Here is a 26,747-nt window from a genome sequence, read left to right as displayed (position 1 = left end):
GCACTTGCTGTCCAAACAAGACATGGCATAATTCGCACATTCGTTCAATAGGCGAACAAATCCAATCCGGGAGACGCCGCCATGATGAGCCAGGAAGCGAACGATCTGATCACCCGCACCGGCCGCAAGGACCCGTGTGGCAGGCTGATGCGGAGTTACTGGCAGCCGGCGGCGCTGGTCGACGAGCTGGAAGGACCGCGCCCGGTTCGGCCGGTGCGGCTGCTTGGCGAAAACCTGGTGTTGTTCCGCGGCGAGGAGGGAAGCTACGGGCTGATCGATCGCCACTGCGCGCATCGCGGCGCCGATCTCGCCTTCGGCCGGCTCGAGAATGGCGGGCTGCGCTGCGCCTTCCACGGCTGGCTGTTCGACACATCAGGCCAATGCATCGAGACGCCGGCGGAGCCAGCCGGCTCGCAGCTCTGCAAGGGCATCAGGCAGCGCTCCTATTCGGTAGTCGAGAAGAGCGGCATCCTGTGGGCCTGGCTCGGCGAAGGCGCCCCGCCCGCCTTTCCGGAGCTCGACTGCTTCGTTGCGCCCGGAAGCCATACGTTTGCGTTCAAGGGCCACATGAACTGCAACTGGCTGCAGGCGCTCGAGGTCGGCATCGATCCGGCGCACGCCTCCTTTCTGCACCGCTTCTTCGAGGACGAGGACACCTCGGCGGCTTACGGCAAGCAGTTCCGCGGCGCCTCGGCCGGCAGCGACATGCCGATGACCAAGATCCTGCGCGAATATGACCGGCCGATCATCAATGTCGAGCACACCGAATATGGCCTGCGCCTGATTGCGCTGCGCGAGCTCGACGCGGAGCGCACCCATGTGCGCGTCACCAACCAGCTGTTCCCGCACGGCTTCGTCATCCCGATGTCGACCGAGATGACGATCACGCAGTGGCACGTGCCGGTCGACGACGAGAACTGCTACTGGTACGCGATCTTCACCAGCTATGCGGCGCCGGTCGACAAGCAGAAGATGCGCGACCAGCGGCTCGAGCTCTATACGCTGCCGGACTACAAGTCGCGCAAGAACAAGAGCAACGATTACGGCTTCGATCCGCACGAGCAGGCGACCGAGACCTATACCGGCATGGGCACCGACATCAATGTCCACGACCAGTGGGCAGTGGAGTCGATGGGGGCGATCCAGGACCGCACCAACGAGCATCTCGGCCAGAGCGACAAGGCGATCGTGCAGTACCGCCGCCTGCTGCGGCAGGAGATCGAGAAGGTCTCCGGCGGCGAGAAGCCGATGCTGTTCCTCGACGACGCCTCCGCGCGCAGTATCCAGGGCCCGGCCACGATGGACGGCATCGGCCCGACCCAGGGCTGGGAGCTCTACTGGATGGCAGTCGACGTCAAGCGCCGCCGCGGCGCACCATGGGCAGCTCCCGTGCCGCGCGAGATCGCCGGCAAGGTGCATCATCTGACGGCGGCGGAGTGAAGATGGTATCAATGGCTCCGCATTGTATCCTTCACCTCGCCCCGCTTGCGGGGAGAGGTCGGATCGCGTTAGCGATCCGGGTGAGGGGGTACAGGTCTATCGGCATATCGAGTCGGCGGAGAGAGCCCCTCACCCCGACCCTCTCCCCGCGAAGAGCGGGGCGAGGGAGAAGTGAAGGAGTGACGCGGTGAGCTTCGTCGAGCGTCACGGCCTGTGGTCGGATGAGCAGAAGGAGGCCGCACAACGCCTCCGCCGCGTCGTCGAGGAGAAGAACCTCGAAGTCATCCGCCTGTCGTTCCCCGACCAGCACGGCATCCTGCGCGGCAAGACGCTGATCGCCGGCGAAGCGGTGCGCTCGCTGGAAAGCGGCTGCTCCATCACCACGACGATGCTCGCCAAGGACACCTCGCACAAGACGGTGTTTCCGGTGTTCACATCAGGCGGCGGCTTCGGCATGAAGGAGATGGAAGGCGCGGCCGACGTGCTGATGGTCGCCGACCCCACCACCTTCCGCGTGCTGCCTTGGGCGCAAAACACCGGCTGGCTACTCTGCGACCTCTATTTCAGCGACGGCCGGCCGGTGCCGTTCGCGACCCGCAACCTCTATCGCAAGGTGCTCGATCAGCTCGGAAGCCGCGGCTACGATTTCGTCGCCGGCCTCGAGGTCGAATTCCATCTGTTCAAGCTCGACGACGCCCACATGGCGCCGGAGGATGCCGGCCAGCCCGGACGGCCGCCGTCGGTCAGCCTGCTGTCGCACGGCTATCAGTACCTCACCGAGCAGCGCTACGATCTGATGGAGCCGGCGCTCGAGATCATCCGCCGCGACATCATCGCGCTCGACCTGCCGTTGCGCTCGGTCGAGGTCGAATTCGGTCCGAGCCAGTGCGAATTCACTTTCGCACCGACTGTCGGTCTTGCGCCGGCCGACACCATGGTACTGTTTCGTTCGGCAGTGAAGCAGATCGCGCGCCGCCACGGCTATCACGCGACCTTCATGTGCCGGCCGAAACTGCCGAACGTGTTCGCGAGCGGCTGGCACCTGCACCAGTCGCTGGTGTCGCGCGCCAATGGCGAGAACGTCTTCATGGCCAAGGAGACCGGCGAGCCGCTCAGTGCGCTCGGCCGCGGCTGGCTCGCCGGCCTGATCGAGCACGCCCGGGCCTCGACCGTGTTCACGACGCCGACCATCAACGGCTACAAGCGCTACCGCTCCTATTCGCTGGCGCCGGACCGCGCGATCTGGGGCCGCGACAACCGCGGCGTGATGATCCGCGTGCTCGGCGGCGCCGGCGATCCGGCAACCCGGCTGGAGAACCGGATCGGCGAACCAGCCGCCAATCCCTATCTCTACATGGCAAGCCAGATCCTCTCCGGCCTCGACGGCGTCGACCGCAAGCTCGACCCCGGCCCGTCGGCCGGCACGCCCTACGAGGCCAAGGCCGCGCTGCTGCCGAAGTCGCTGCGCGAGGCCGTGTTCGCGCTCAACGACGATCCGTTCTTCCGTCAGGCGCTGGGGCCGGAGTTCGTGGACTATTACGTCTTCATCAAGAACGCGGAGATCGAACGCTTCCAGGCCGAGGTGTCGGACTGGGAGCACCGCGAATATTTCGAGATGTTTTGACGGAAGCGTCGGCGCAGGCGCTCCGCCGCTCTAGAGCATGATCCGGAAAAGTGTGAAGCGATTTTCCGCAAAGATCATGCTCAAACAAAGAGCTAAAGCGCGATGACGATTCAACCCAATCTCATCGCGCTTTAGACGCTTGCAAGGTGAGCCGCGACGGCCGCTTCGTTCCATTCCAGACCGACACCAGGCGTGTCGGGAATATGCAAAAGACCATCCTTGATTTCATACGGCCGTTCGAGAATCGGATCGGCCCAGTCCTGCCATTCCAACCAGTGAGCGGTCTCGGTTGCGCGCATGACGTGAGCGGCGACTTCCGGATAAAGATGCGTTGAGATGGGGATACCCGCGGCGCCGGCGATCGCAGCCGCCCGCATCCAGCCCGTCACTCCGCCGATACGCATGAAATCCGGCATCACCAGGTCGCAGGCCTTTCTCGCGATCGCCTTATGCATCTCCCTCGGACCATAGAAGTTCTCGCCGATCTGGATCGGTGTCTTCAGCTCCGCCGCCAGTCGGGCGTGCCCGTCAAGATTGTCATAGACGACGGGCTCCTCGATCCAGTCGAGGCCATAGTCATCGATCGTATGGCACCGCTCGATGGCTTCGGCGAGATTTAGCCCCTGGTTGTAGTCCACCATCAAATGCATGCGATCCCCGACTGCTTTTCGAACGGCGTCGAGGGTCGCCAGATCCTCGCGCGGATCGCTTCTGCCGAGGCGCAATTTCAGGGCTGAGAACCCTCCTTCGTCGCGCAATTCCAAAGCCTCGGCCGCGACGGCGGCCGGCTCCTTCAGCCAAAGGCCGTTGCTATTGTAGGATCTCACGGCACCGACCGTCGCCCCCAACAGCACGCACAGCGGCTTGTTTGCGGCTTTCGCCAACGCGTCCCACGCGGCCATGTCGAGGCCCGACGCCGCGATCATCGACAATCCCTCATAGCCGACAAAGTGAAGCGATTTGCGCGCCGCCTCGAACAACTCGACAGGCGCCACGCTCCGACCTCTGAGCAATTCGCCGAGATCATGCAACGCCGGAACCAGATATCGCAGCGATTTCACGATGTAAGGCTCGAGATAGCTTCGCCCGACAATGCCCTCCTCCGTCACCAGATCGATGAGGACGAGCGGCCACTCCGATATCGTGACAATGCGCGCGACCACGGGCCGCTTCAGCTTGAGCACCACCGGACGAGCTTTGATTTCTCTGAGCGTCAACGAATCGGGCATGGCAATGGCTTTCGCAGCGCGAGGAAGCTGGCTGGCGCGGGCCGAAAAATCCCGGAAGCCATTCCAATTGGTTTTTCAACCGATGTAAATTCACTACCCGGTATATTTAAGAGGTGACTGCATGGCGCGATCTGCAGAACCGACACGGCGGCGCATCCTTGCTGCCGCATACGTCCTGTTTCGACAGCGCGGATATAGCCGCGTGAGCATGGACGAAATCGCATCGGCGACGAGGGTGACGAAGCGCACGCTCTACAATCATTTTCAAAGCAAGGATCAGCTGCTCGCCTTCGTGCTCGAAGCTCAGAACGAACTGGCCCTGGCCGCGTTTGCAACGTTCGGCGACAAGCTGTCCGGTTCGCCGGCGGCGATCATCGACGGCCTGTTCCGCGACCTGGCGGTCTGGGCGGACAGGCCGCGATGGGCCGGCTCGGGATTCACCAGGCTGGTCATCGAGTTGGCCGATCTCCCTGGCCATCCCGCACGCGCAATTGCGCGCCGGCACAAGGCCTTGCTCGAAACCCATCTCGGCGCGCTGCTGAAGCGGGCCGGTGTCCGCGACGCTCACCGCCGTGCGCGCGAGATCTGGCTGCTGTCCGAGGGCGCGATCTCCCTGATGTTGGTGCATGGCGATCGCGCCTATGCCGCAGCAGCGGCCGACGCAGCGAAACGACTGCTGCGAGGCTCTTCACGGTAAGCCGCGGCAGCCCGCCTCTCTGATCCGTCATCCTGAGGAGCGCGTAGCGCGTCTCGAAGGATGCACGGCCACCAGCCGGGCCATCGATCCTTCGAGACGCCTGCAACGCAGGCTCCTCAGGATGACGGCGATACGGCAATGCTTGCTGCTCAAATCCCCAGATACTTGTGCTGCAGATCCGGCTCGGCGATCAGCTCCTCGCTGGTGCCGCTCCACACGGTGCGGCCGCGCTCGATGATGTAATGGCGGTCGGCGATGCGGGCGAGGTTTCCGACGTTCTTGTCGATCACCAGCACCGACTGCCCGCGCTCCTTCAGCATCGACAGGCAGCTCCAGATCTCGTCGCGGATTAGGGGCGCAAGACCCTCGGTCGCCTCGTCGAGGATCAGCAATTTCGGATTGGTCATCAGCGCGCGGCCGATCGCCAGCATCTGCTGCTCGCCGCCCGACAGCGTGACGCCCATATTATTCGTGCGTTCGGCGAGCCGAGGAAACAGCGCGTGGATCTTGTCGATGGTCCACGGATCGGAGGCACTGAAGCGATTGCCCGACGCGGCGACGAGATTTTCGCGCACCGTGAGGTTGGGGAAGATCTGGCGGCCTTCCGGCACCAGGCCGATGCCGAGCTTTGCGATCTTGTAGGACGGCAGGCCGCGCACCGCCTCGCCGGCGAAGCGGATGGCGCCTGACCGCGCCGGCGTCAGGCCCATGATCGAGCGGATCGTCGTGGTCTTGCCCATGCCATTGCGGCCCATCAGCGCGACCATCTCGCCCGACTTGATCTTGAGCGACAGGCCGAACAGCACCTGGCTCAGCCCGTAGCAGGTCTCGATGCCATCCACTTCAAGCAAGGTTTCAGTCATTTTGGTCTCAGCCATGGCGCGTCACCGCATGCTGTTCGCCGAGATAGGCGCGCTTGACCTCGTCGTGCTTGCGGATCGCGTCCGGCACGTCGCAGGCGATGACGCGGCCATAAACCAAGACCGTGATGCGGTCGGCCAGCGCGAACACCGCCTCCATGTCGTGCTCGACCAGCACGATGGTGACTTCCTTGCGCAGCTCCTTCAGCAGCGCAACCATCCGCGTCGATTCGGTGACGCCGAGCCCGGCCATCGGCTCGTCCAGCAGCAACAGTTGCGGCCTGGTGGCGAGCGCGACCGCGAGCTCGAGCTCGCGCTGCTCGCCATGGCTCAACTGCGACACCACGATATCGGCGCGCGTGCCGAGGCCGACGCGCTCGAGCGCCGCGCGCGCGGCCTCGCGCAGATGCCGTTCCTTGCGCGCACTGCCCCAGAAGCGGAACGAGTGGCCGTCATGCGCCTGCGCCGCCAGCGCGACATTGTCGATCGCGGAAAAATCCTTCAGCAGCGAGGTGATCTGGAACGAGCGCGCCAGCCCGAGGCGGCTGCGCTTGTAGGACGGCAGGTTCGTGACGTCGCGGCCGGCAAAGCGGATGGTGCCGGAGTTCGGCATCACTTGCCCGGTGAGCTGGCTGATCAGCGTGGTCTTGCCGGCGCCGTTGGGGCCGATGATGGCGTGCAATTCGCCCGGCACCACCTCCATCGAGAGGTTGTCGGTCGCGGTGATGCCGCCGAAGCGGCGGACCAGATTGTCGACGCGGAGCAAGGGATCAGGCAAGGAATCAACCACGGCGCATCCTCCCGAGCAGGCCCATGATGCCGCCGCGCGCGAACAGCACGATCAGGAGCAGCACCGGGCCCAGGATCAGCCCAGAATATTCGGTGAACTGCGACAGCAGCTCCTCGAGCAGGAGATAGACGATCGCGCCGATGACGGGACCGAACAGCGAGCCCATGCCGCCGAGGATCACCATCACCATGAGATCGCCGGAGCGGGTCCAGTACATCACGGCGGGGCTGACGAAATCGGTGTTGTTGGCAAGCAGCGCGCCGGCCAGGCCGCAGATCGTGCCTGATATCACGAAACAGACCAAGCGGTAGCGATTGGCATGGAAACCGATCGCCTGCATGCGCTGCTCGTTGGAGCGGACGCCCTGCACCACGAGGCCGAAGCGCGAATTGACGATGCGCCAGATCAGATAAAGGCTACCGAACAGGCAGGCCAGGCAGAGGTAATAGAACTGGTTGCGATCCGACAGGTTGATCAGACCGGCGAAATCGCTGCGCTTGTAGACGGTGAGCCCGTCGTCGCCGCCGTAGCGCGACAGCGCGGAGGCGATGTAGTAGGCCATCTGCGCAAAGGCCAGCGTGATCATGATGAAGTAGACGCCGCGGGTGCGCAGCGAGAGCGCGCCGATCAGCAGCGCAAACAGCGCCGAGACGGCGAGCGCCACCGGCCACTGGATGAAGCCGGAGCCGACCCCCTCGGCGGCGAGGATGCCGACGGCATAGCCGCCGATGCCGAGATAGGCGGCGTGGCCAAAGCTCATCATGCCGCCATAGCCCATGATCAGATTGAGGCTCGCGGCGGCGAGCGCGAAGATCACGATCCGGGTGAACAGCGTGAGGATGAAGATATTGCCCGTGACCGCCGAATAGAACGGCAGCAGCATCAGGGCGGCACACATCAGCGCCGCGACCGCATTGGAGACGTTGAGCTTTCGCATCATCGTTTGGCCGCCGGGAACAGCCCCTCGGGCCGCAGCACAAGGATGATGGCCATCAGGAGGTAGATCAGCATCGAGGACAGCGCCGGCGCCGCGGTGGACGCCGCCGCCCCGCTCAGCACCTTGCGCAGCAGGTCCGGCAGGAAGGCGCGGCCCATCGTGTCGATGATGCCGACGAAGATCGCGGCCATGAACGCGCCGCGGATCGAGCCGATGCCGCCGATCACGATGATGACGAAGGCCAGGATCAAGATGTTCTCGCCCATGCCGATCTGCACGGTGAGGATCGGTGCCTGCATCAGCCCGGCGAGGCCGGCGAGCGCCGCGCCAAGGCCGAACACCAGCGTGAACAGCAGCTTGATGTTGATGCCGAGCGCCCCGATCATCTCGCGGTTGGAGGCCCCGGCGCGGATCAGCATGCCGATGCGGGTACGCATCACGACGAGATAGAGCATTGCTGCGACCGCCAGCGCGACCACGATGATCATGAGGCGGTAGGCCGGATAGTAAACGCCGGGAATGATCTGCACCGGCACGGTGAGCCAGGCCGGCAGCGGCAGCGCGAGGCCCGCCGGGCCCCAGATCAGCCGGACGGCGTCGTTGAAGAACAGGATCAGACCGAACGTCGCCAGCACCTGGTCGAGATGGTCGCGGCCATAGAGATGCCTAAGCGCGACATATTCCAGCACGATGCCGAGCAGCAGCGTGGCGCCCAGCGCCATCAGCGCGCCGAGCACGAAGCTGCCGGTCCAGGCCACGAAGGTCGCCGCGAAATAGGCGCCCATCATGTAGAGCGAGCCGTGCGCCAGATTGACGAAGTCCATGATGCCGAACACCAGCGTCAGCCCGGCCGCCAGCAGGAACAGCAGGAGGCCGAATTGCAGGCCGTTCAGCAGTTGTTCGACGACGAGATACATGGATCCTTCATACCGGGCTGAAACAAAACAGCGGCAGCGCAAGCACGCCGCCGCATTGCACATTGCGGGTTCTCCCTCGCCCCGCTCTTGCGGGGAGGGGTTGGGGTGAGGGGCTCTTTCCGCAAACCGAATGCCGGGAAAGAGCCCCTCACCCAATCGCTTCGCGATTGACCTCTCCCCGCAAGAGCGGGGCGAGGTAAAGAGAAGCAAGCCGCGCGCCAAAAAGACGCCCGACAATCACTTCATCGGACACTTGTCGTGGAAGCGGTCCTGGTCGTCCTTGACGATGGTCGCGACCGTCTTCAGCGAGAGCTGGCCCTCGGCGTCCTTGACCACGTCCTGCAGATAGAAGTTCTGGATCGGAATGTGGTTGTTGCCGTACTTGAACGGACCGCGCACCGATTTGAAGTTCACCTTCTCCATCTCGGCCTTCATCGCGTCCTTCTTCGTCAGGTCGCCCTTCACCGCGACCACGGCGCTGTTGATCAGGTTGGCAGCGTCGTAGGACTGGGCGCCGTAGAAGGTCGGCCGCAGGCCCGGATACTTCTTGCGGTAGTCGGCGACGAACTTCTTGTTCTCCTCGTTGGGCAGGTCGTTGACCCATTGCTGCGCGCCGGGAACGCCGAGCGCATTGTCCTTCTGCAACGGCAGCGACAATTCGTCGATGGTGAAGGCGGTGTAGAGCGGAATCTGCTGCTTGATGCCGGCCTGCGCATACTGGTTCAGGAACTGCACGCCGGCCGCGCCCGGATAGAACACGAAGATCGACTCGGCCTTGGAGTTCTTCGCCTTGGTGAGCTCGGCGGAGAAGTCGAGCTGGCTCGGCCACACCGTATATTCCTCGCCGACGACCTGGCCCTTGAACGTGCTCTTGACGCCGGCCAGCATGTCCTTGCCCGCGGCGTAGTTCGGGCCGATCAGGAACACCGACTTGACGCCCTTCTGGTTCATGTAGGTGCCTACCGCTTGCGGGGTCTGGTCGTTCTGCCAGGAGGTCGAGAACACGTAAGGCGAGCACAGTTCGCCGGCGAGCTGCGACGGACCGGCATTGGCCGAGATCAGGAAGGTCTTGGAATCGACCGCGGTCTTCAGCGACGCCAGCAGCACGTTCGACCAGATGTAGCCGACGATGAAGTCGACCTTGTCGGACTGCACCAGCTTCTCGGTCTTCTGCTTGCCGACATCCGGCTTCTGCTGGTCGTCCTCGTAGATCACCTCGACCGGCTTGCCGTCGATCTTGCGGCCGAGATGGTCGAGCGCGAGCTCGAAGGAATTGCGCATGTCGTTGCCGATCACGGCGGTCGGACCGCTGAAGGTCGAGACGAAGCCGATCTTGACGCTGTCAGCCGCCATCGCGGGCTGCGCCAGCGCCATAGCCATGGCGCCTGCCAGCCAAAATGCCTTTTTCATATTCACTCCCCTCCTCAACCAAAGATCCCACGAGGCTCGATCACGAGGGCCCGGGGGGTCACGCTTTGCGCGCGTCGTTCTGTGACGTATTTTGTGCGCGATATCGCAAGTCTGCAGCAAGCATGAACCGACGGCGCTGACTTAGAACCTTCGGCGCATACCCCAGCACCTTGCATCATAATTCGTCTAAATCGACCATGGCAAGAAATATAATGCCGGTTGCGTGGGCAACGATTGTCGCAGGCACCGGCCTTCCGCAACGACCCACGCCCGCACTGCAGCAGGCTTTAACGATCCGGTAAAGCACCCGGAAACCACAGGCCGGCAAGCGCCTGCGGGCTTCATGGTCCGGAAAGCATCCCTGGCCGACGCTGCCGCCAAAGGGGTGCGTCACATGCTGAATTACATCTTCGGCTTCAATGCCCGGATGGGCCGACTGGCTTTCTTCTTCTGCACCTTCGTGGTGGGCCTCGGCTTTATGATGCTGGTCTACGGCGTCACCGGCAACGCACCGGCGAGCGGCAGTATGGACGTGCTGCTGGCGCAGGCATCGAGCAACTCCGTGCTGGTCATTGCCTTCTACGGCATGCTCGTCATCTGCTTCATGCTGCAATCGATGCGGGTGCGCGACATGGGCTGGGATCCGGTCTGCGTGATGGCGGCATGGATCGCCCTCCTCGTGCTCGACAGGGCCATTGCCGGGCGATTTCCCGAATATGCGCTGACCTATCAGCACACCGAAACGGTGGTCGGCGCCGCCGTCAATGGCGCAATGAACATCGTCCTGCTGGTCTGGCGGAGCGGCGGCTATTACGAAGAAGCCCCGCCATCGCAGCGCGAGACCGGCGACGATGGCCTGTTTGAAAGACGCAGTACGCCGGCCGCAGGCGGCAGCCGCGTCGCGCGGATCGCCAACGGCGAGTTCGGCGGCAAGACGCGGTAGCAGCCGTCGTCCCTGCGAAAGCAGGGACCCATAACCACAGGATCAGATTGTTGAAGAGCGCTGGGGCCCGAGCGATACAAGACGATTCCCATTCGTGGTTATGGGTCCCGGATCGCGCGGAGCCTGTCATCGGGCGGCGCTTCGCGCCGACCCGTTCGCTTGTCCGGGACGACGCGGAATTTGCCGCGCGATCACCGAGCCAAAGGCTGGCGGCGAGGGCCGATTACCCCTTGTCCACCGCCCATTCGGCGCCGTCGATCGCATAGGACGCGTGGCGGAAATCCCTGATCGTCGCAACCTTGTCGGCCGACCAGTCGAGCAGCATGAACGATCGCGGCGGCGCGTCCAGAGCGGTCGGATCGAACACCAAGATCGCGGGGCGTCCCTCGACCTGTCCGGTCACCAGGTGCCAGTCGTCGATCTTCGAATAATTGCCGAAGTAGCGCGACACCTCGGCCTTGCCGTTCAGCCGCGTGCGGTTGACGAGCTCGAGCCTGATGTCATCGGCGATCATGGCGCGGATGGCGTCGAAGTCGCGGGCGTTGAAATGGCTGACATAGGCGTTGAGCCTGACGCGATCGGCCGGCGACAGGCCGGGCCGCGGCGCGTCGTCCGGCTCGCTGGCAAACTCGCGCAGCTGCGTGCGTCCACGGTGCAGCGCGGCTTTCACCGCGGGCAGGCTGAAATCCATGATGCCGCAGATCTCCTGCAGGGAGCAGCCGAGCACATCCATCAGGATCACGCTGGAACGCTGCGCCACCGGCAGGCGCATGAAGGTGCGCAGGCTGGTCGCGGCGATCTCGCGGCGGCCGACGTCATCGAGCTCTCCGGCCATCATGTCCACCTCCTCCGGCGCGTGGAGCGCTTCCTGGCGGTTGCGCCGCCTGAGGAAATCGAGCGCGGTGTTGTGCGCGATCCGGAACAGCCAGGCTTGCGGATTCTGGATCGGCGCGGCGGACCCGAAGGCTTCCACCGCCTTGATCAGCGCGTCCTGCAGCACATCCTCGCCGTCGATGACGGATCCGACCATGCGGGCGCAGTAGCGATGCAGCCTCGGCCGCATCGCCGCCAACAGCGTGTCGACGTCGGTCGCGGCCGGCGCTTGGTGTGGTGACGTCATGATGGCTCCGCCAGATCGGTGCACTGCCCGCCGGTTCACGGCTCATCCAGCATACGATAATTCCCGACAATCACCGCACTGCGAACCAGCGGCGGCTCGGCGCAACGATCGCGGATGCCGTCCTGGAACGCCTGGAACGCGGCCAGTTTCGGGATCGGGCTCGAACCGTCCTCGGCCGTGGTCTCGACCATGTGGATGAAGGTATCGTCCTCCAGCCGCAGGGTCAGATAGCGCACGCCGTCGGGCCTCGCCGCCTTCAGCTCGGCGAACACGGCCGACACCAGCGCGGCATTCTTCTCCGCCATCTCCGGCTTCGCCTTGTACCTGATCAGGGTCCGTCTCATCGCAGCCTCCTTGGCCTGGTTCTGCGGCCTGAATCGGCCGCCTCAGACCCAAGGACGTTCGCGAACCGCCAAAGGATGCGGTCCGGCAAAAATAAACTTCGGCCGCATCCTTTGCCCGTTCCGGTTCGTCCTTGCCGGCGAAGCGCGCCGCAATCTCGCGGCATGGCAACGGAGAACGACCATGCAGACCCCTCAGCAGCGCGCCGAACAGCGCTGGGTGCTCGGCCTCACCGCGCTGGCATCCTTCATGATGGCGCTGGACGCCATGATCATGACCACGGCCTTCGCCACCATCCGCGCCGATTTCGGAAGCGCCGTGGAGACGCTGCAGTGGACCGTCAACGCCTTCAACCTGACCTTCGCGGTGCTGCTCCTGACCGGCGCGGCGCTCGGCGACCGTTTCGGGCGGCGCAGGATGTTCGCGGCCGGGATCGGCCTGTTCGTCGTGGCGTCGGCGGCCTGCGCGCTGGCCGGCAACGCCGCGGCCCTGATCGCGGCCCGCGCCCTGCAGGGCGCGGGCGCGGCGCTGGTGATGCCGCTGGCGATGGCGATCCTGAGCGGCGCGTTCGGCCGGGAGGAGCGCGCCCGCGCGCTCGGCATTTTCAGCGGCATCACCGGATGCGCGCTGATCATAGGTCCCGCGATCGGCGGCTTCATCACCGAGCATCTCGGCTGGCGCTGGATTTTCTGGATCAACTTACCGGTCGGCCTGATCGCGATCGCCCTTGTGATCACGCGCCTGCGCGAAAGTTCTGGGCCGACGGCGCCGCTCGACATCACCGGCCTCACGCTGGTCGCGCTCGCGGCGCTGGCGCTGGTCTGGGGCCTGCTGCGCGGCAACGGCGTCGGCTGGGCCAGCGCGGAAGTGACGGGCGCGCTGATCGCCGGCGTGGCGCTGGCGGCGCTGTTCGTGCTGTGGGAGCTGCGTGCCACAAGCCCGATGGTGCCGATGCGGCTGTTCGCGGCACGGCCGTTTGCGTCAGGCATGGCCGCAAGCGTGCTGTTCTACGCCGCGATGTATGGCGTGCTGTTCCTGCTGCCGCAGTTCCTGCAGATCGCGCTCGGCTTCGACGCCTTCGGCGCCGGGCTTCGTCTGCTGCCGTGGACGGCGACGCTGTTCGTCACCGCGCCGATCGCCGGCGCCGCGGTCAACCGGTTCGGCGAGCGCACGCTGGTCGTCACCGGCCTCCTGATGCAGGCGATCGGGCTCGGCTGGATCAGCGAGATCGTGAGCCCCACAGTGCATTATTCGGCGCTGGTCGCGCCGCTGGTGCTCGCCGGCGTCGGCGTGTCGATGGCGATGCCGGCCGCGCAGAACGCGGTGCTGGGCGCGGTCGCCGTCAGCGAGATGGGCAAGGCCTCGGGCGTCTTCAACATGGGCCGCTTCCTCGGCGGCATGTTCGGTATCGCGGCGCTGGTGGCGAGCTTTTCCGCCAATGGCGCAGCCGATTCATCCGGTCATTTCGCAAACGGATTCGCGTCGGCGATGAGCCTTGCCGCAACGCTGTCATTCGCCGGCGCGGTCGCGGGACTGTTCCTGCCGATGCGGCGGCGGGCCGTCGCCGCGGCCGCGCCGCAGGATGCGTGAGGCTTGCGGCGATCGGGTTTTACTATCGGGCGATCGGGCATTTCGTGTTGGAATGGGGCTGCGAATGAATACATAATCAAACGACGAAGCCGTTCGAAACCGAGAGCGACATCAGATGACGCAAACGCCGGCCAAACCTCATCGCGTGGTGATCGTCGGCGCCGGCTTCGGCGGCCTGGAAGCCGCTTTCGGTCTCAGAGGGGCGCCGGTCGAGATCACGCTGATCGACCGCCGCAACCACCATCTGTTCCAGCCGCTGCTCTATCAGGTCGCGACCGCTTCGCTTGCCACCAGCGAGATCGCCTGGCCGATCCGCTATCTCTTGCGCGACCGGCCCGAGGTGACGACGCTGTTCGCCAATGTCTGCGGCATCGACGCCGCGGCGAAGCGGGTAGCGCTCGACGACGGCGGCAGCATTCCCTACGACACGCTGGTCCTCGCCACCGGCGCGCGCCACGCCTATTTCGGCCACGACGAATGGGAGCCGTTCGCGCCCGGCCTGAAGACGCTGGAGGACGCGACGACGCTGCGGCGGCGCATCCTGGTCGCCTTCGAGCGCGCCGAGCGCGAGACCGATCCGGAGAAGCGCGCGGCGCTGCTGACCTTCGTCATCATCGGCGCCGGCCCGACCGGCGTCGAGATGGCCGGCACCATCGCCGACCTCGCCAAGGACACGCTGCCGCAAGACTTCCGTCACATCGACACGCGCAAGGCGCGCGTGGTGCTGATCGAGGCCGGCCCGCGCGTGCTGGCCGGCTTCCCGGACGATCTCTCGGCCTATGCGCAAGCGTCGCTGGAAAAGCTCGGCGTCGAGGTGATGCTGGGCGAGCCGGTCACCGAATGCTCGGCCGACGGCGTGGTGTTCGGCGGCAAGAGGCTGGAGGCGCGCACCATCGTCTGGGCCGCCGGCGTGCGCGCCTCGCGCGCAGCCGAATGGTTGAACGCCCCGGCCGATCGCGCCCATCGGCTGCAGGTCGAGCCGGATCTCACCGTGCCCGGCCATCCCGATGTCTTCGCCGTCGGCGACACCGTCACGATCAAGGATCCCGACGGCAATCCGGTGCCCGGCATCGCGCCGGCCGCCAAGCAGGAGGGACGCTATGTCGCCGCGCTGATCAAGGCCCGGCTCGACGGCAAGACGCTGCCGCCGTTCCGCTACAAGCATGCCGGCAGCCTCGCGCAGATCGGCAAGAAGAAGGCGGTGATCGATTTCGGCTGGCTCAAGCTGCGCGGCTCGCTGGCATGGTGGATTTGGGGCCTCGCCCACATCTACTTCCTGATCGGCGTGCGGCATCGGATTGCGGTGGCGATGAACTGGCTCTGGATCCACACCCGCGACCAGCGCGCCGCGCGGCTGATCACGCAAGGCAGCAGCAAGGTCGCGCAGTAGGTGGCTCGGCACTGCGCTATCCTATTATCCGTCATCCCCGCGCAAAGGCTCCGCCTTTGTCGCTGGAGGAGCGCGGCACGCGCGTCTCGAAGGATCGACGGCCCCGCTAGTGGCCGTACATCCTTCGAGGCTCGCCCAGCGCCGCAATTGCGCCGCAAGGCTCGCACCTCAGGATGACGGATAACAATCTGTCTTAGCCTCTCAGCGCTGTACGCATTCTCACCCCATCACCTGGTGCGGCGAGCGGCCGAACGCGGCCTTGAAGGCGCGGCTGAAATGCGAGACGTCGCTGAAGCCGAAGCTCAGCGCGACATCGGTGACATGGCTGAAGCGCCGCTCCGCCAGCGCCTGATAGGCGGCGGCGAGGCGCTGCTGCCACAGCCATCGGATCGGGGTCGTGCCTTCGCGCGCAAACAGGCGATTGAGCGTGCGCGGCGCCATGTTCTGCGCGGTGGCGATCGCATCGAGATCGAGCCCGGGATCGTCGAGATTGGCCAGCATGTAGGCCTTGACCCGCGCCAGCCTTTCGTCGCCGCGCTGCGGCCCGTCGTCCGTCAGCTCGGTCTGCAGCGTGGTTGCGAAAATATCGAGCGCCGCCGCGCCAAGCCGTATCGCCGCAGGTCCGGCCGCGTCATCGAGCCGCGTCAGCCGGCGGATCAGCGATCCCGCCAGCGCTCCCACTTTCGACGCGTTGCCGACCCGCCGCGCCGTCAGGCGCTGCGCATCCGGCAGGCGTGCGAGCAGCAGCGGCCGCGGGATCGACACCATGATCGCGCGCGCGCTCGGGGCGAATTCGAGCGTGAACGGCTGCGCCTGGTCATGCAGCATCAGATCGCCCCGGCGCATGCGCACGTCGCGGCCGCCCTGGGCGAAGCTGACCTCGCCGCGCAGCGTGAGCCACAGCATGAAATAGTCGCGCGGATCCCTGCGGACATCGCTCGCGCTGCGCATCACCCGGATGCGGTCGGCGGCCGGCGTCGACGACCAGATGTCGTTGATGGCCAGCGGGCCGAGATGGCGGATCGAGATCGACGCCTGGAACGCCTCGTTGGCGACGCGGCGGCATTCGGTCAGCGAGAATTCGCGGCAGGTGACGTGATGCCAGCGGTCGAAACTGTCACCCGGCGCAACAAGCGTTTGCGCGACGACTGTGTGATCTAGGGTCTGCATCGGACCTTGCTCCCGCCCAACCCGGCAGCGGGACATTCTGCGTCCAGCCCTCCCTTCTGGCAAGCAGAGACCAGCGACTGGCCGGCGCAGCCAAGAACGATCGCGGGAACCGGCGTAGAAATTGTCTCTCACCAGGAGGAGACACCACATGGGCTACCAATGCGAAATCATCGATCCGGCGCGAACCGTCATGATCGTTGTCGACATGCAGAACGATTTCGTGGCCGAGGGCGCCAAGCTGCGTTCAGCCCAGGCCGCTGCCATGGTGCCGCGGCTGGCGCAGACCCTGAAGGCCTGCCGCGACAAGGGCATCCGCGTCGTCTACACCGCGCATGTGCATCGCAGCGACGGCAGCGACATGGGGCTCTATGACGATCTCTATTCGCCGATCGCCGACCGGTCGTCGCTGGTCGACGGCAGCGAGGGCGTCGAGATCTTCAACGACCTCGCGCCCGCCCCCGGCGAGCACGTCATCAAGAAGCACCGCTACAGCGCGTTCTTCGCCACCGATCTCGATCTCATCCTGCGTGAATGGGGCACCACCACGGTGATCATCTCGGGGACCACGACCGAGAACTGCTGCCACGCCACCGCGCGCGACGCCATGTTCCACAATTACAAGGTCGTCTTCCTGTCGGACGCGACCGGCACGTTCGACTATCCCGATGTCGGCCAGGGCGCGCTGTCCGCCGAGGAGGTGCACCGCGCCACGCTGACGATCCTCGCATTCTCAACCGCGCATGTGATGACGGCGGCCGAGATGCTGGGGCGAGTGAAGGTGGCGGGTTCGAAGGCGGCATAGCGAGTTCACGAACAGCGCATCGCACATTCGGTCTGCCTCTCCCCTTGTGGGAGAGGCCGGATCGCATGAAGCGAAGCGCAATGCGATCCGGGTGAGGGGTTGCGGTCTCTCCGGTCCGTACGCCGTGTGCAGAGATACCCCTCACCCCAGCCCTCTCCCACAAGGGGAGAGGGAGCGCAGCAGCATTCGCGGCGAAGAGCTCACTTCACCAGTGAGCAGCCGCCATCGGCCAGCGGGCGGAACGCCTGGTCGGCCGGGATGGTCGCGATCAGCTTGTAATAGTCGTAGGGGTACTTCGACTCCTCGGGCTTCTTCACCTCGAACAGATACATCGGGTGGATGACGCGGCCGTCCTGGCGGATCGTGGTGTCGCCGAACAGTTTGTCCTTGCCCTTGAAGGTCTTCATCTGCGGCACCACCGCCTTGGCGTCGTCGCTGCCGGTGGCGGCAACCGCGTTGAGGTAGGCGAGCGTCGAGGCGTAGACGCCGGCCTGGTTGCCGCTCGGCATTTTGCCGTTCATACCGGGACGCGCGGCGAAGCGCTTTGCGAACGCGCGGGTGTCGTCGTTCATGTCCCAGTAGAAGGCTTCCAGCAGCTGCAGGCCCTGCGCGACCTTTAGGCCCATGCCGTGGATGTCGTTCACGAACAGCAGGAACGCCACCATGGTCTGGCCGCCCTGCTGGATGCCGAACTCGGCCGCCTGCTTCACCGCATTGATGGTGTCGCCGCCGGCATTGGCGAGCCCGATCACTTTTGCTTTCGAGCTCTGCGCCTGCAGCAGGAACGACGCGAAGTCCGACGTGCCGAGCGGATGCTTGCTCGAGCCCAAAACCTTGCCGCCGTGCTTCTCGATGTAGTTCGTCGCCTCGGCCTCAATGCCTTTGCCGAGCGCATAATCGACGGTCACGAAATACCAGTCCTTGCCGCCGCGCTGCATCATCGCGGCCGCGGTGGTGTTGCCGGTGGCCCAGGCGTCGTTGACCCATTGAATGGTGTTCGGCGAGCAGGCCTTGCCGGTGAGATCGGAGCTTGCGGTCGACGACGCCAGGAACGTCATCCGGCTATCGCGCAGGATGGTGTTGATGGCGAGCCCGACCGCCGAGTTCGGCACGTCGACGATGGCATCGACGCCTTCGACATCGAGCCATTTGCGCGCGATCGCAGAGCCCACGTCGGCCTTGTTCTGGTGATCGGCATAGACGATCTCGACCTTGATGCCCTTGCCGCCGCCGCCAAAATCTTCCGCGGCCATGCGCGCGGCTTCCACCGAACCCATGCCGTTGGTGTCCTGGAAGATGCCGGAAATGTCGTTGAGCACGCCGACGCGGACCACGTCGCCGGAAATCTCCGCGCGTGCGCTGCCCGCGGCGCAGGCCAATGCCAGCGCAAGTCCAATCCTAGATCGCCCAACCCCGAAGCCCCTCATCGTCTCCCTCCCATGTTTCCTCAATCGACCTTTTGCTGGTCTTGAGCGTCTCGTCAGGCCGGCGTGATCTCGACCGGCAGGCTGCTGAGCCCGCGCAGCGTGTTGTTGAAAAGGCGCTTCGGCTCGCCGGTGATGTCGATCCTGGCGACACGACGCGCCAGTGCCGCCAGCATCACCTCGCCTTCGAGACGGGCGACGAGCTGGCCGACACACATATGGATGCCCGAACCGTAGCCGACGTGGCCCGACGTACGACGGGTGATGTCGTAGCTGTCGGGCGCTTCCCAGCGGCGCGGATCACGATTGGCCGCAGCGAGGAACATCAGCACCTTCTCGCCTTCAGGAATGCCGGCCCCACTGAGCTCGACGTCGCGCGTCGTGGTGCGGAAGAAAGTCTGGACCGGACTTTCGAACCGCACGGCTTCCTCGAAGGCGTTGCGCGCCAGCGTCGGATCGGCGAGTAGTTTCTGGAATTGGTCGGGGAAGCGGGCGAGGCAGTAGACGGCGGCGCCGATGCCGTTGACGGTGGTATCGAGACCGGCCGACAGCAACGAGCGCACCAGCAGCGGCGCTTCGGTCGCGGTAATGGCGCCGGTATCGACATGGGCGTGAATGCAGGCGCCGATGCCGCCCGGGGTGAGATTGTCGCGCTGGCATTGCTCGGCAACATAGGCCTGATGCGGCGCCGAGCGCTCGATCGCCTCCTTGCGGAGCTCGTTCGGCGGGCCGAAGGCATTGAACACCAGACTGGCGTAGGGCAGCAGATGCTCGCGGCCCTCCGGCCTCAGGCCGAGCGCATCCGGGAAGATCGACAACGGATAGGCTTCCGCAAGGTCCGCGATCGCGTCGAAGCGGCGCTTCTCCAGCAGCGCGTCGAGACGGGCCTCCGCGGCGGCGGCAAATTGCCCGCGAAGCTGCTTCATCACAGTCGCCGACAACACCGTGCTCAGCACGGCGCGGGTCCGGGTATGGGCGGGCGGGTCGGCCTCCAGGATCAGGCTCGCCGGCCGCCACGGCTTCTCCTTGGAAAAGTCGCTGAGGCCGACGCCGCGGCTGGAGCAGAAGGTCGCGGGGTCGTTCAGCACCGCATGGACCTCGGCGTAGCGCGCCACTCCATAGACATTCCACTTGTCGAGATAGACCACCGGCCCGGCCTCGCGCAGCCGCTCATGGGTCGGGAATGGGTCGGCGAAGAACTCGAGCGCGAACGGATCGATATCGAGATGCGGGACGGACGCAGCTTCTGTTGCAGTCATCGGGACCTCCCGAGGTTTGATCTTGTCAACACGGGCCGCATATCTATTGCTCCCGGACAGTTTCGCAGCGATGATTTGAGAGATGAGCAGCCAGCCCCTCCCCCGAAAGCCCCGCCGGCCGAGACCGGCCGATCCCGCAGACGCCAGTGACGGCCCGCTGCTGGACCTTGATCGCTATGTGCCGGCGTTCATCACCTTCATCGGCAACAAGCTGTCGAACAGCGCCACCGCGTTTTACCAGAAGAATTTCGGCGTCAACGTCACCGAGTGGCGGATCATTTCGCAACTGGCGATCGAGCCCGGCATTCCCGCCTCCCGGATCTGCCAGGTGATCGGCTTCGACAAGGGGCCGGTCAGCCGCAACCTCGCGGCATTGCAGAAGCGCGGCCTGCTGACCATCCGTACCGCGCCGGACGACGGCCGCACCCATTCGATCACGCTGACCGCGCGCGGCCGCGCCGTCCACGACAAGGTCATCGTCGCGGCGCTGGAGCGCGAGCGGCGGCTGCTGGCCTGCCTGAAGAAGGACGAGCGCGAGGTGCTGATCGAGCTGCTGCGCCGGCTGCACGAGAATCTCGGCGCCGTGACCGGGCAAAGCACGACCTGAAGGCGAAGCCAGGCCACGGGCGGCGCGCTGCGCCCCCACGGTATTCGCCCGATCTTCCATGCGTGCCGTTCGCGCCGTGCTGCGCAACATTCTCCTCCCAAACGCGTGGCCGTTGACCGGCCCTATCCCTATGGGTGCGGAAACTCGCACAGCTTAGTTGCTATGGCAACTAAAAACGCAGCCGCGTGCAGCGCGGCAAGTGGAAGCAGCGGGGACCTGGCGGGTTGGACAGCTGAAACTTGGATGATCCGTGCCACAAACGCGGTGTCGTCCCGGCCTCCGAGCCGTGACCCATAACCACAAATGCTGATTATCGCATGTCGGCGGAACGACGAACTTTGTTCACAATTACGGCCGCGGAGTATGGGTGCCTGCTTCCGCAGGGACGACGGCAGTGTACGCGGCTCGCTGCTGGCGCGTCAGATGCACAAATCGCCTCACACGCCCGCGCAGGCGATCGCCTCACCCGACCCGTCGTCCTCCAATACCGCCACTGCTGCGGCGCGGCGCGTCAGCACGGCGCGCTGGTTGATGTAGCCCTTGTCGGTGATCTCCCCGCCGTCGACCGAGGCAGGCTCGGCCAGCAGCAACGCGCGCGTGGCATGGCCGGAGGAATGGCCGCCTTGCGCCTTCAGCGTCGCCAGCCCCCGCCCAACCGCAGCACGAACCGCCGGATGGCCGATCACCTCCCGCGGATCGGCGCCCTCGGGCAGCCCTGCCAGCGAACGGCAGGCGGCGAGGTTCGGGAACACCAGGAAGCGCACCTCGTCGCGGCCATGGCCGGTGACGACGATGTCTTGCGCGAGCGGCGCCAGCGCCGTGATGCCGGCGACGCGCAAGGTGCCGACGCTGACCCAGGTGCCGGAATTGAGCTTGAAATCCTCCGCCACGCGGCCGTCGAAGAACAGGCCGAGATCGGGCCGTGCGGGATCGGCGAAGGTGACGGCGTCGCCGATCTTGTAAAAACCCTCGGCATCGAAGGCCTCAGCGGTCAGCTCGGGCGCCTTCCAGTAGCCCGGCGTGACGTTGGGCCCGCGCACGCGCACCTCGAGCTTGTCGCCCGACGGCACCAGCTTGAGCTCGGTGCCGGGGATCGGCACGCCGATATTGCCGGAGCGCTTGGCCAGGAAGTGGCAATCGGTCGCGAGCGGCGAGGTCTCGGTCGAACCCCAGGCCGACACCATCGGCAGCCGGCGGCCGACCGTCCGCAACGACAAGTCCTCCAGCGCGTCCCACAGATTCTGCGGCAGCGCCGCGCCGGCATAGAAGGCGAATTTGGTGCCCTCGAAGAATTTTCTGCGCAGTTCGTCGTCGGTGCGCAGCGCCGCGATCAGCATGTCGAAGCCGCGCGGCACGTTGAAATAGACCGTCGGCACCACGCTGCGCAGGTTGGCCAGCGAGGTCGCGAACAGCCCGGGCGCCGGCTTGCCGCCGTCGATATAGAGCGTGCCGCCGTTGCGCAGCACCAGGTTGAAGTTGTGGTTGGCGCCGAAGGTGTGGCTCCACGGCAGCCAGTCCAGGATCACCAGTTCCTCGCCCGCTTGCTCCAGGAACGTCCAGGTCTGCGCCTTGGCTTGCTGGCTCGAGGTCAGCATGCGCTGGGTGTTGATCACGGCCTTCGGCGTGCCCGTCGAGCCCGAGGTGAACAGGAATTTTGCGATCGTGTCCGCCGTCACCGCCGCGAACGCCTTGGCGACCCCGGGCGCTTCCGGCGTGGCAGCGACGGTACGGAACGACAATGCGTCGGCGTCGTCCGGATTGCCGCTGACGATGGTTGCGCGATGCAGCGACTTGATTGCGGCAAGCGCCGCCGCGAACGGCCTTGTGCTTGCGACGTAGATCGCGCCGGGGTCGAGCAGCTCGATCATGCTCTTCAGCTTGTCGAAGTCTTTCGACATCAAGGAATAGGCCGGCGAGATCGCGGCCGAGGGCACGCCGACATGCTGCGCGGCGAGCGCGAACAACGCGTGATCGATGCCGTTGTCGGAGAGGATGACGAGTGGACGTTCCGTGCTCAGCCCTTGCGCCAGCACCCACGATGCGGCCCGCCGCACGATGCCGAGCGCGTCGCGATAGCTGACGGTGCTCCAGGGCGCATCGGCATTGGCGCGCTCGCCGAGAAAGATGCGATCCGGCGCCTGCCGCGCCCAATGCTCCAGCCAGTCGCCGACGCAGCGGGCGCCTTGCCTCAGCGGCGTGGTGGAGCGAACCAGGATGCTGCCGTCGTCGCGGCGATCCGCAACGATCGCGGGCGTCGCAAACAGGCTGCTCGGATTGTCTCCGCCGGCGGCGGCCATCGTCATGGTTTCCTCCTCGCCCGTGTCTTTGCGGGATTGCGCCGCAACATGGTGCGGCGCCGCGGTCCTGGCCGGGTTCTTTGGTGATAATGTTGCGGACATCAATTGTTGTCGTCAACAACAATCTTTCCCTCTCGCCTTGGGCGCGCTAGCCTGAGCTCATGGCGAGCCAGCAAAAGACATCGCGCAAGGCGGCAGGAACGGTAGCAGCAATCCGCCGCCCCCGATCGCATGGAGCAAATGGCGGGGCGCCCGGCGGCGAGGCCGGCGACGACATCGGCCTCGACGCGCTGGTCGGTCACGCCGGCTATGCGGTGCGGCGCTTCCAGCTCTGGATCTTTCAGGACTTCATCAAGACGCTGGCGACGGTCGATATCCGTCCAACCCAGTATTCGGTGATGACCGTGATCGGGACCAATCCGGGCCTCAGCCAGATGGCGGTGGCAAAGCGGCTCGGGATCGAGCGCGCGCGGCTGGTGCATCTGCTCGACAGCCTGGAAGACCGCGACTTCGTCAGCCGCGTCCCCTCCGCGACCGACCGCCGCTCCCATGCGCTGCATCTGACGGCGCGCGGCAAGACCGCGCTGGCGCAGTTCAAGCGGCTCGCCGCCGAGCATGAGCGGCATGTGGCCGAGAAGATCGGCAAGGAAAACCGCGAGCATTTGTTGCGCATCCTCGCCTCCTTCACCTGACCTTTCGACCGAGATTTCGGCTTGACCGGATTTGCCTTTAAATTGGGCAGATACTCTCTCATACCGGCCTACGTCCGTTCCCGACGAGCATTTCAAGCAACTGATATTGTGCAATAATCCGCCGCGCGACGGACGCGGGTGAATTGTACACAATGGCACATTGCTTGCTTCGACCAGGCTGCAATTCCCTTGCGGATGGCATCCGACGCCTCCCGCTCACGAGATGAGGCCAAGCACGTGACTGAAACTGTCGCCGCGATCGTCGCCGCGCACCGCGCCGGGACCATGACGCCGGCCCAAACCGTGGCGCGCAGCTACCAGCGCATCCGCGAGCACAACGACCCCGCCATCTTCATCAGCCTGCGCGACGAGAAGGATGCGCTTGCCGAGGCCGGGCGGCTCGCCGATCCGACGTTGCCGCTCTATAGCGTGCCGGTCGCGGTGAAGGACAATATCGATGTCGCGGGCCTGCCGACCACCGCCGCCTGCCCGGCGTTCTCCTATCTGCCCGCGCGGGATTCCACCGCGGTCGCCAAACTGCGCGCGGCCGGCGCCATCATCATCGGCAAGACCAATCTCGACCAGTTCGCCACCGGCCTGGTCGGCGTGCGCTCGCCCTACGGCATTCCCAGGAACCCGGTGCGCGGCGATCTGGTGCCGGGCGGGTCGAGCTCGGGCTCCGCGGTCGCGGTCTCCGCGGGCCTGGTGCCGCTGTCGCTCGGCACCGACACCGCGGGCAGCGGCCGCGTGCCGGCGATGCTCAACAACATCGTCGGGCTCAAGCCGAGCCTTGGGCTGATCTCGACCACCGGAGTCGTGCCGGCGTGCCGGACGCTCGACTGCGTCTCGATCTTCTCGCTCACCGCCGACGACGCGCTGGCCGCGCTCGCCGTCATGTCCGGGCCCGATCAGTCCGATCCGTATTCGCGCGACCGGGCGCTGGCCCCGCTGGCGAGCTTTCCGGCCAAGCTGAAGCTCGGCATTCCCCAAACCGGCCAGTTGAAATTCTTCGGCGATCGCGAGGCCGAGGAGGCCTATGGCGAGGCGTGCAAGCGCTGGCAGGCGCTCGGCGCCAACCTCGTCGAGTTCGACCTCGCGCCGTTCTACGAGACCGCGCGGCTGCTCTATGAGGGCCCGTGGGTGGCGGAACGGTATCTCGTGATCCGCGACCTGCTCGCGTCGTCGCCCGAGGCGGTCCATCCGGTGACGCGCGAGATCACCGTCGGCGGATCGCGCCCCACCGCTGCGGACACCTTCTCGGCGCTGTACCGCCTCGAGGCGCTGCGCCGCATCGCCGAGCGCAGCCTTGCGCAACTCGATGCGATCGTGCTGCCGACCGCCCCGACCGTGTATTCTACCGCTGACGTGCTCGCCAATCCGATCGAGCTGAACTCGCGGCTCGGCACCTACACCAATTTCGTCAACCTGCTCGATATGTGCGGCCTGGCGCTGCCGGCAGCGATGCGGCCCGACGGCGCGCCGTTCGGCATCACGCTGCTCGCGCGCGCCGGCCGCGACGCCGAGCTTGCCGGCATCGGCCGCGTGTTTCACGCCGACACCGGACTTACACTCGGCGCCAATTCACTTCCGCAGCCGCCGCTCACCGTCGCGCCGACGCAGGCCGGCTCCGACGACATCACCATCGCGGTGGTCGGTGCGCATCTCTCCGGCATGGCGCTGAACCACGAGCTGACGACGCTCGATGCGCGCCTGCTGGAAGAGGCGGTCACCGCACCGGACTACAGGCTCTACGCGCTCGACACCACGCCGCCGAAGCCCGGCATGCTGCGCATCGAGGCCGGTGCCGGCGCAGCGATCAAGCTCGAACTGTGGGCGATGTCACCGGCAGCATTCGGAAAATTTGTCGCCGCGATCCCGCCGCCGCTGTCGATCGGCACGATCAGGCTCGCCGACGGACGGCAGGCCAAGGGCTTCATCGTCGAGCCCGCCGCGATCCAGGGCGCGAAGGACATTTCCGCCTATGGCGGCTGGCGCGCATTCATGGCGGAGAGGGCGAAAGCCTAGCCGCTCCGGCGGCGCACTCCCTCGCCCCGCTCTCTCGGGGGAGAGCTAAGGAGAAGCTACACCGACACCGCGTAGGTCTCGTACTCCCCGCGCACCTGCTCGATATGGGCGCGCATCGCCGCGGCGGCGCCTGTCTTGTCGCCGCGCATGATGGCGACGACGACGCGGTCGTGCTCGGCGTGGGATTTTGCCAGACGGCCGAGGTTGCGGAACTGGGCGCGGCGGAACGGCTGCACGCGCACCCGCGTCGCCAAGGTGATCTCGGCGATGTAGGCGTTCTGCGACCCGGCATAGATCGCGTTGTGGAAGCGCTCATTGACCTCATGGAAGCGCTCGGGATTGCCGGTGTAGCTCAGCACCCGCAACTCCTCGTGGATCGCTTCCAGCGCGTGGCGCTCCGCCGCCGTCATCCGCTCGGCGGCGAGGCCGGCACAGATCGCCTCCAGCTCGGCCATCGCCTCGAACATGCCGGTGAGCCGTTCAAGCGAGGGCCGCGCCACCACGGCGCCGCGATGCGCTCGGGCATCGATCAGGCCGCTGGCGGCAAGCTGCCGCAGCGCTTCGCGCACCGGGGTGCGCGAGACGTTGAAGCGCCGCGCAAGGTCGGTTTCATCGAGCCCGGCCCCCGGCGGCAGCGTGCCACGCACGATCTCGTCGGCGAGTTGCAGCCGCAGCTCTTCGGCACGGGTAACCTTGTCGACCAGCGACGACGGCCGATCGATGCGGCGCACCGTCATCTCGGATTCTGCGCCCTGCGGCAGATCTTCCAGGCTCATCCTCAAGCGCCCTTCAAGCACCTTTGGGTTCGTCGATGACGCTGACATGGGCGGCGACGATTCTCCAGCCCTCGGGGAAGCGAATCCACGTCTGCATCTGCCGCCCCACTCTACCCGGCGCGCTGTCCCGGTAGAACAGCGTCGAGGCGATCGCGGTGTCGCGGCCATAGGTCGTGATCACGGTCCGCTCGATCTTGCGCATCAGCCCGACCGGCGAGCGCCCGGCGCGAAACGCCATGATCTCGGCATAGCCATAGAGGTTCTCGCCAATGCCGTAACGCAGCGTGCGGCGGTCGTCGCGGAACAGCTCGTCGAGCACCGCAACATCGTTCGAGACCAGCGCTCTCTCATATCGCTGGAACTGCGCGGTGACCTCGGCGACGACGTCGGGAATATCGATTTCCAT

General features: G+C 65.7%; 24 protein-coding genes. 10 read left to right on the top strand and 14 right to left on the bottom strand.

Annotated features, from left to right (window positions below; genetic code table 11):
• Positions 1–81: 81 nt before the first annotated feature.
• The gene (locus tag Q2M23_RS19330; RefSeq protein ID WP_316396588.1) at positions 82–1,440 is read left to right on the top strand and encodes an aromatic ring-hydroxylating dioxygenase subunit alpha; all 1,359 of its coding nucleotides are present in this window, start codon (positions 82–84) and stop codon (positions 1,438–1,440) included.
• Between the two features lie 187 nt (positions 1,441–1,627).
• Entirely contained in the window at positions 1,628–3,064 is a 1,437-nt protein-coding gene (locus Q2M23_RS19325) for a glutamine synthetase family protein (RefSeq protein WP_316396587.1), read from the top strand.
• Between the two features lie 131 nt (positions 3,065–3,195).
• On the opposite strand, the gene Q2M23_RS19320 is transcribed toward Q2M23_RS19325, so the two are convergent.
• Complete coding sequence (locus tag Q2M23_RS19320) at positions 3,196–4,293, bottom strand: enolase C-terminal domain-like protein (protein WP_316396585.1); 1,098 nt, start codon at positions 4,291–4,293, stop codon at positions 3,196–3,198.
• Between the two features lie 121 nt (positions 4,294–4,414).
• On the opposite strand from Q2M23_RS19320, the gene Q2M23_RS19315 reads away from it, so the two are divergent.
• Positions 4,415–4,990, top strand: coding sequence for a TetR/AcrR family transcriptional regulator (locus tag Q2M23_RS19315; RefSeq protein ID WP_057019467.1), 576 nt, complete (start codon positions 4,415–4,417; stop codon positions 4,988–4,990).
• A 149-nt stretch (positions 4,991–5,139) separates the two neighbouring features.
• Here Q2M23_RS19315 and Q2M23_RS19310 read toward each other — a convergent pair whose 3' ends face one another.
• The 5 genes from Q2M23_RS19310 to Q2M23_RS19290 all read right to left on the bottom strand — a co-directional run bounded on the left by Q2M23_RS19310 (position 5,140) and on the right by Q2M23_RS19290 (position 9,904).
• Complete coding sequence (locus Q2M23_RS19310; protein ID WP_057019468.1) at positions 5,140–5,868, bottom strand: ABC transporter ATP-binding protein; 729 nt, start codon at positions 5,866–5,868, stop codon at positions 5,140–5,142.
• On the bottom strand, positions 5,861–6,628 hold the full coding sequence (locus Q2M23_RS19305) for an ABC transporter ATP-binding protein (protein ID WP_057019469.1): 768 nt from the start codon (positions 6,626–6,628) through the stop codon (positions 5,861–5,863). Before Q2M23_RS19305 ends, Q2M23_RS19310 begins: the two co-directional genes overlap by 8 nt.
• A gap of 4 nt (positions 6,629–6,632) precedes the next feature.
• Positions 6,633–7,580 carry a branched-chain amino acid ABC transporter permease gene (locus Q2M23_RS19300; RefSeq protein WP_410469742.1) on the bottom strand — a complete coding sequence of 316 codons (948 nt, stop codon included), beginning with the start codon at positions 7,578–7,580 and terminating at the stop codon, positions 6,633–6,635.
• Positions 7,577–8,494: a branched-chain amino acid ABC transporter permease gene (locus Q2M23_RS19295; RefSeq protein WP_018269575.1), complete on the bottom strand. Its 918-nt coding sequence runs from the start codon at positions 8,492–8,494 to the stop codon at positions 7,577–7,579. Before Q2M23_RS19295 ends, Q2M23_RS19300 begins: the two co-directional genes overlap by 4 nt.
• Positions 8,495–8,731: 237 nt before the next feature.
• Positions 8,732–9,904, bottom strand: coding sequence for an ABC transporter substrate-binding protein (locus Q2M23_RS19290; protein ID WP_168859335.1), 1,173 nt, complete (start codon positions 9,902–9,904; stop codon positions 8,732–8,734).
• Positions 9,905–10,127: 223 nt separating this feature from the next.
• On the opposite strand from Q2M23_RS19290, the gene Q2M23_RS19285 reads away from it, so the two are divergent.
• On the top strand, positions 10,128–10,847 hold the full coding sequence (locus Q2M23_RS19285) for a DUF805 domain-containing protein (RefSeq protein ID WP_316396582.1): 720 nt from the start codon (positions 10,128–10,130) through the stop codon (positions 10,845–10,847).
• Between the two features lie 223 nt (positions 10,848–11,070).
• Here Q2M23_RS19285 and Q2M23_RS19280 read toward each other — a convergent pair whose 3' ends face one another.
• Entirely contained in the window at positions 11,071–11,967 is an 897-nt protein-coding gene (locus Q2M23_RS19280) for a sigma-70 family RNA polymerase sigma factor (RefSeq protein ID WP_316396581.1), read from the bottom strand.
• Positions 11,968–12,002: 35 nt separating this feature from the next.
• Positions 12,003–12,311, bottom strand: a complete 309-nt coding sequence (locus Q2M23_RS19275) for a hypothetical protein (protein ID WP_057019474.1) — start codon at positions 12,309–12,311, stop codon at positions 12,003–12,005.
• Between the two features lie 181 nt (positions 12,312–12,492).
• Between Q2M23_RS19275 and Q2M23_RS19270 the strand changes: the two genes are divergently transcribed.
• A complete protein-coding gene (locus Q2M23_RS19270) occupies positions 12,493–13,899 on the top strand; it encodes a DHA2 family efflux MFS transporter permease subunit (RefSeq protein WP_316396579.1) in 1,407 nt (468 codons plus the stop codon).
• A gap of 115 nt (positions 13,900–14,014) precedes the next feature.
• Positions 14,015–15,289 carry an NAD(P)/FAD-dependent oxidoreductase gene (locus Q2M23_RS19265; protein WP_316396577.1) on the top strand — a complete coding sequence of 425 codons (1,275 nt, stop codon included), beginning with the start codon at positions 14,015–14,017 and terminating at the stop codon, positions 15,287–15,289.
• 219 nt (positions 15,290–15,508) lie between these two features.
• Here the strand turns inward: Q2M23_RS19265 and Q2M23_RS19260 are convergent, their stop codons facing one another.
• Entirely contained in the window at positions 15,509–16,459 is a 951-nt protein-coding gene (locus Q2M23_RS19260) for a helix-turn-helix domain-containing protein (RefSeq protein WP_316396575.1), read from the bottom strand.
• 148 nt (positions 16,460–16,607) lie between these two features.
• Here Q2M23_RS19260 and Q2M23_RS19255 point away from each other — a divergent pair, with 148 nt between their 5' ends.
• Positions 16,608–17,261, top strand: coding sequence for an isochorismatase family cysteine hydrolase (locus Q2M23_RS19255; protein WP_316396573.1), 654 nt, complete (start codon positions 16,608–16,610; stop codon positions 17,259–17,261).
• 200 nt (positions 17,262–17,461) lie between these two features.
• Here the strand turns inward: Q2M23_RS19255 and Q2M23_RS19250 are convergent, their stop codons facing one another.
• Both Q2M23_RS19250 and Q2M23_RS19245 read right to left on the bottom strand, forming a co-directional pair.
• Positions 17,462–18,688 (bottom strand): ABC transporter substrate-binding protein, encoded by a 1,227-nt coding sequence (locus Q2M23_RS19250; RefSeq protein ID WP_316396571.1) that lies wholly within the window; start codon positions 18,686–18,688, stop codon positions 17,462–17,464.
• 53 nt (positions 18,689–18,741) lie between these two features.
• Positions 18,742–19,944 (bottom strand): cytochrome P450, encoded by a 1,203-nt coding sequence (locus Q2M23_RS19245; protein WP_316396570.1) that lies wholly within the window; start codon positions 19,942–19,944, stop codon positions 18,742–18,744.
• 82 nt (positions 19,945–20,026) lie between these two features.
• On the opposite strand from Q2M23_RS19245, the gene Q2M23_RS19240 reads away from it, so the two are divergent.
• Positions 20,027–20,551, top strand: coding sequence for a MarR family winged helix-turn-helix transcriptional regulator (locus Q2M23_RS19240; protein WP_076831045.1), 525 nt, complete (start codon positions 20,027–20,029; stop codon positions 20,549–20,551).
• A 437-nt stretch (positions 20,552–20,988) separates the two neighbouring features.
• Here the strand turns inward: Q2M23_RS19240 and Q2M23_RS19235 are convergent, their stop codons facing one another.
• Positions 20,989–22,854, bottom strand: a complete 1,866-nt coding sequence (locus tag Q2M23_RS19235; protein WP_410469741.1) for a feruloyl-CoA synthase — start codon at positions 22,852–22,854, stop codon at positions 20,989–20,991.
• A 155-nt stretch (positions 22,855–23,009) separates the two neighbouring features.
• On the opposite strand from Q2M23_RS19235, the gene Q2M23_RS19230 reads away from it, so the two are divergent.
• Both Q2M23_RS19230 and atzF read left to right on the top strand, forming a co-directional pair.
• Positions 23,010–23,540, top strand: a complete 531-nt coding sequence (locus Q2M23_RS19230; protein WP_316396568.1) for a MarR family winged helix-turn-helix transcriptional regulator — start codon at positions 23,010–23,012, stop codon at positions 23,538–23,540.
• Positions 23,541–23,735: 195 nt separating this feature from the next.
• Positions 23,736–25,565 (top strand): allophanate hydrolase, encoded by a 1,830-nt coding sequence (atzF, locus tag Q2M23_RS19225; protein WP_316396645.1) that lies wholly within the window; start codon positions 23,736–23,738, stop codon positions 25,563–25,565.
• Positions 25,566–25,621: 56 nt separating this feature from the next.
• On the opposite strand, the gene Q2M23_RS19220 is transcribed toward atzF, so the two are convergent.
• Together Q2M23_RS19220 and hpxZ are read right to left on the bottom strand one after the other, a co-directional pair.
• Positions 25,622–26,341 carry a GntR family transcriptional regulator gene (locus tag Q2M23_RS19220; RefSeq protein ID WP_057019483.1) on the bottom strand — a complete coding sequence of 240 codons (720 nt, stop codon included), beginning with the start codon at positions 26,339–26,341 and terminating at the stop codon, positions 25,622–25,624.
• 13 nt (positions 26,342–26,354) lie between these two features.
• The gene (hpxZ, locus tag Q2M23_RS19215; protein ID WP_168859043.1) at positions 26,355–26,747 is read right to left on the bottom strand and encodes an oxalurate catabolism protein HpxZ; all 393 of its coding nucleotides are present in this window, start codon (positions 26,745–26,747) and stop codon (positions 26,355–26,357) included.

The organism is Bradyrhizobium sp. 33ap4 (assembly GCF_032654765.1).
In the GTDB taxonomy this organism is placed as follows: Bacteria; Pseudomonadota; Alphaproteobacteria; order Rhizobiales; family Xanthobacteraceae; genus Bradyrhizobium; species Bradyrhizobium australafricanum.
This window is presented reverse-complemented; position numbering and strand designations above follow the sequence as displayed.